The 4,474-nt window shown below is 69.2% G+C and carries 5 protein-coding genes; 4 read left to right on the top strand and 1 reads right to left on the bottom strand.

The features are described 5' to 3' along the window. Positions 1–13: 13 nt before the first annotated feature. Entirely contained in the window at positions 14–1,057 is a 1,044-nt protein-coding gene (locus tag Q0066_RS17510) for a phosphatase domain-containing protein (protein WP_298135329.1), read from the bottom strand. A gap of 106 nt (positions 1,058–1,163) precedes the next feature. Here Q0066_RS17510 and Q0066_RS17505 point away from each other — a divergent pair, with 106 nt between their 5' ends. The 4 genes from Q0066_RS17505 to Q0066_RS17490 all read left to right on the top strand — a co-directional run. Then, the gene (locus tag Q0066_RS17505; protein ID WP_298135327.1) at positions 1,164–1,742 is read left to right on the top strand and encodes a DUF5998 family protein; all 579 of its coding nucleotides are present in this window, start codon (positions 1,164–1,166) and stop codon (positions 1,740–1,742) included. Further along, positions 1,739–2,857 carry an alkaline phosphatase family protein gene (locus tag Q0066_RS17500; RefSeq protein ID WP_298135325.1) on the top strand — a complete coding sequence of 373 codons (1,119 nt, stop codon included), beginning with the start codon at positions 1,739–1,741 and terminating at the stop codon, positions 2,855–2,857. Before Q0066_RS17505 ends, Q0066_RS17500 begins: the two co-directional genes overlap by 4 nt. Before the next feature lie 3 nt (positions 2,858–2,860). Next, positions 2,861–3,505 carry a thymidine kinase gene (locus tag Q0066_RS17495; protein ID WP_298135323.1) on the top strand — a complete coding sequence of 215 codons (645 nt, stop codon included), beginning with the start codon at positions 2,861–2,863 and terminating at the stop codon, positions 3,503–3,505. A gap of 268 nt (positions 3,506–3,773) precedes the next feature. After that, a partial coding sequence (locus Q0066_RS17490) for an ABC transporter transmembrane domain-containing protein (protein ID WP_298135321.1) occupies positions 3,774–4,474 on the top strand: 701 nt, incomplete at its 3' end.

Genomic DNA, 4,474 nt, shown 5'->3' with positions numbered 1-4,474 from the left:
GGTTTCGACAAGCTCACCCGGCGGTGCCGCCGAGCGCCGTCCGCAGTTGCGCGACCAGGCCGCGTCCGTCGGGGGCTTCGACCCAGATCGTGTCGGTGCCGGCCAGTTGTTCGGCTTCTTCCAGCGGCATGTTGGTGCCGTGGGCCAGCACCTGTTCGGCGGGGGAGAGTTGCCGGATCGCGACCGCGGCGACGTGCGTGGGGTGCGAGTGCGCGAACTCGGCGTAGATCTCGGGGTCGTGCTGGCCGTCGTCGCCGACCAGCAGCCAGGTGATCCGGGGGAATTCGGCGGCCAGGCGCAGCAGGCTGGTCCGTTTGTGCTCCATGCCGGAGCGGAACCAGCCGGTGTTGGTCGGTCCCCAGTCGGTGAGCAGCAGCGGGCCCTTGGGGTAGTTGTGCTGCCCCAGGAAGCGCTTCAGGAAGTCGTAGGTGTTCCAGGCGCCGGTGGACAGGTAGAACATCGGTGCGCCGGGATGGGCGTTCAGGTAGCGGTGGTAGAACCGCGCCATGCCGGGGATCGACTGCCGGTTCGATTCGTCGCGGACGAAGCTGTTCCAGGCGGCGATCATCGGACGGGGCAGCCAGGTGGTCAGCACCGTGTCGTCGATGTCGGAGATCAACCCGTAGCGGGCGTCCTCGTCGATGACCAGGACGTCGCAGGCGGCCGGTGCCGACTTCGAGCTCTGGACGACGACCTGTTGCCAGCCGGACGCCAACTGATGGTCCACGATCCGGTGGTCGAGGTAGCCCCCGCGATCGGTGGTCGCGGTGACCGTCCGGTCGCCGACGGTGATGGTGACCCGCGCCCGCACGCACGGCGCGGTGAGAAAGCTGCGCCAGCCGCGGCGTTTGACGAACTCCTTGGTGACCCGGCCGAGCTGGCTGCGGGACCACTGCGGGACCAGCTTCACCCGGGCCATCACCCGCAGGAAGTCGCCGGATCCGTACCCGGTGTAGGCGATCACCTGTTCGCGCCAGCCGAGCGCGCGGAACGCGTCCTCGATCCGCCGGTCGAGGAACTCCTCGACGCGGGCGGCGATGAACGGCTTGGTGCTCACCGGGCCACCGTAGAGTGCGCACCGGTCGAGGGCGAGTTGCCGCACCCGGCCCCGTGGAATCGGGGCGGACTTGGGCAGTCGCCGCGTCCGGTGCGAAGATGAGCCGGTGACCTCGCTCGCACTGCCAGCCGCGCTGCGTCGCGACATCGACGCCTGCGGGTATTTCCCCGACCTGATCGCCGAGACGGTGGCCATGGCGATCGCCGGCGAAGAGGTGCGGGAACACGTTATTCATCACGAGGCGACTTTTGCCCGCGACGAGATCCAGCGGCACATGTCGGTGCTGGTGCTGACCCCGACCCGGCTGATCGTCGGTCACACCGACGAGTCGGACGCCCCGGGTGAGGCCGGGCAGGCGATGTCGACCACCGAGTCGGTGCGCCTGGACAAGGTCACCTCGGTCGCGTTGACCCGGGTCGTCGCCCATCCCGAACGGCACGGCAGCAACCGGTCGGCGACCGTCGAGACCTGGCTGAGCGTCGGCTGGGGGACGGCCCGCCGGGTCGATCTCGAACCGGCCCACTGCGGTGACCCCGAATGTGACGCCGATCACGGCTACTCCGGCACGCTGGCCGCCGACGATCTGACCGTGCGGATGAGCGCGGCGGCCGACGGAGCGGACAACGTGGCACGCCTGATGGCCTTCGCGACGGCGCTGCAGGTCGCCGCCGGCGGTGGCCGGTGAGCCTGCCCACGCCGCCGGCCTACGGCAGCTCCACGCTGTCCGATGTGCTGCCCAGCATCGCCGCCGTCCTCGGCCTGCCCGGACGCGACAACGTGCTCGGACTGCCGGCGTCCGAACGATTCGTGGTGCTGCTGGTCGACGGACTGGGCCGCGATCTGCTGCAGGGCCGGGAACAGCTGGCGCCGTTCCTGACCGGCTTGCTGGACAACGCCGCGTCGTCGACGATCACCTCGGGTGCGCCGAGCACCACCGTCACCTCGATCACCAGCCTCGGCACCGGGCTGACCCCCGGACAGCACGGCCTGGCCGGCTACACCTTCCGGCTCGGCGGACGGCTGCTGAACGCGCTGCTGTGGGAGCCCGGGCTGGACGGCCTGGACGTGCAGCCCCAGTTGACCGTCTTCGAGCGGCTCGCGAAGGCCGGCGTCCGCGCGACAACCGTCACGCCGTCCCGGTTCCGGGGCAGCGGGTTGACCACCTGCGCGCTGCGTGGCGCCGACTTCCTCGGCTATGACGAGGGGTCCGGCATCGACCGCCGGGTGGAGCTCACCGTGCAGGCGGCGTTGTCCGGGCCGCGCAGCGTCGTCTACCTCTACGACCGCGACCTCGACCATGCCGGCCACAAGCAGGGCACACGCTCGGACGCCTGGGCCGCGGAACTCGTCCGGGTCGATGCGCTCGCCTCGGCGCTGCGCGCGGCGCTACCCGACGACGTCCGGCTGCTGATCACCGGTGACCACGGCATGGTCGACATCGCCACGGATCGACGGCTCACCATTGAGGACCACCCGGAGCTGGTGGCGGGCGTGCGGATGATCGGCGGCGAGGGACGGTTCCGCCAGCTGTACGTCGCGGGCAAGGCCGAACCGGTCGCCCGGCGGTGGGCCGACCTGCTCGGCCCGGACGCCTGGGTGCTGACCCGCGACGAGGCGATCGACGCCGGCTGGTTCGGACCGCTGCCGCCCCGGCTCGCGGACCGGTTCGGCGACGTCCTGGTCGCGATGGCGACCGACCGGGCGCTGATGACGCTCGGTCAGCCGAACGAGTTCGGACTGGTCGGCATGCACGGCTCGCTGACCCCAGCCGAGCTGACCGTGCCGTTGCTGATCGGCTGAGCGATGGCGCAGCTGATCTTCTTCACCGGTCCGATGAACAGCGGCAAGTCGACGCTGGCGTTGCAGACCGACTTCACCGAGACCCAGGCCGGCCGGTCCGGGCGGGTGTTCAGTCGCGACGACCGTGCTGGCGAGGCAACGCTGTCCTCCCGGATCGGGCTCGAGCAGCCGGCGATCGAAGTCACCGACGAACTCGACTTCTGGTCGTACGTGATCCGCGAGCTCACCCAGGGACGGCGGGTGGATTACCTGATCTGCGACGAGGCCCACTTCTACACCCCGGACCACATCGACCAGCTGGCCCGGGTCGTCGACGAACTGCAGCTCGACGTGTACTGCTTCGCGATCCTCACCGACTTCCGCACTGAGCTGTTCCCGGCCACCCGGCGGCTGGTGGAGCTGTGCGACCGGATGGAGCTGCTGCAGGTGCGGCCCCGCTGCTGGTGCGGCGAGCCGGCCACCCACAACGCCCGCACCGTTGACGGTGTGATGGTCACCGAGGGAGAGCAGGTGATGGTCGGTGACGTGGTGCCGTCCGAGGATCGGGTGGTCGCCTACGAGGTGCTCTGCCGTCGGCATCATCGGCGCCGGATGACGGCCGCGGTGGCCGCGGTCACGATGAATCCGGAGCCGTTGCCGTTCGAGTAATGCCGCTGGTTGAGCTTGTAGTCACCGCTGGTTGAGCTTGTCGAAACCAGGATCTCGACAAGCTCGATCAACGGGACTCGAACCTGCATCTCGACAGGCTCGATCAACGGACGCGGGCACCCGTCATGCCGGTCGAACGCCGGGATCTCGGTGGGGTCGAGATGCCGGGTCAAGCTGGGGATGACGAGATCACCGTCCGGCAGTGGCGGGAATCTCTGTCGGTGGCGCGTGGTTGAGTGACACCGTGAGTCTTTCCGGATGGCAGGTCATGAACTCCATGACTCGGGACGCGTCGGTGCGCGAGCACCGGTTGGCGCCCGGGACATGGCGGCGGGTGCTCTCCTACGCGGGCGCCTACCGCGGCCTGATCGCGATGTTCCTGGTGCTCACCGTGGTCGATTCGCTGCTCGTGGTGGCGTCGCCGCTGATCCTGCAGCGACTGATCGACAACGGGGTGATTCCGGGCAACGCCGGTCTGGTCATTCAACTCGCGGTTGTCGTCGCGGTCCTGGCGGTGGCGGACGCGGCACTCACCCTGGTCGAACGCTGGTACTCGGCGCGGATCGGCGAAGGGTTGATCTTCGACCTGCGCACCGAGGTCTTCGGCCACGTGCTGCGTCAGCCGATCGCCTTCTTCACCCGGGCTCAGACCGGCGCGTTGGTCACCCGGTTGAACAGCGATGTGATCGGTGCCCAGCAGGCCTTCACCTCGGTGCTGCAGAACCTGGTCGGCAACGCGATCAGCTTGGTGGTGATCGTGATCGCGATGGCGTCGTTGTCCTGGCAGCTGACCATCGGCGCGTTCCTGCTGGTGCCGCTGTTCCTGATTCCGGCCCGCATCCTCGGTCGCCGGCTGGCCGCGCTGACCCACCGGCAGATGGTGCTGAACGCCGACATGGGCGCGCAGATGAGCGAACGGTTCAATGTGGCCGGCGCGCTGCTGGTGAAGCTGTTCGGCGATCCCCGGCG

The sequence above is a fragment of the Micropruina sp. genome, from assembly GCF_027492755.1.
Lineage (GTDB): Bacteria > Actinomycetota > Actinomycetes > Propionibacteriales > Propionibacteriaceae > Micropruina.
This window is presented reverse-complemented; position numbering and strand designations above follow the sequence as displayed.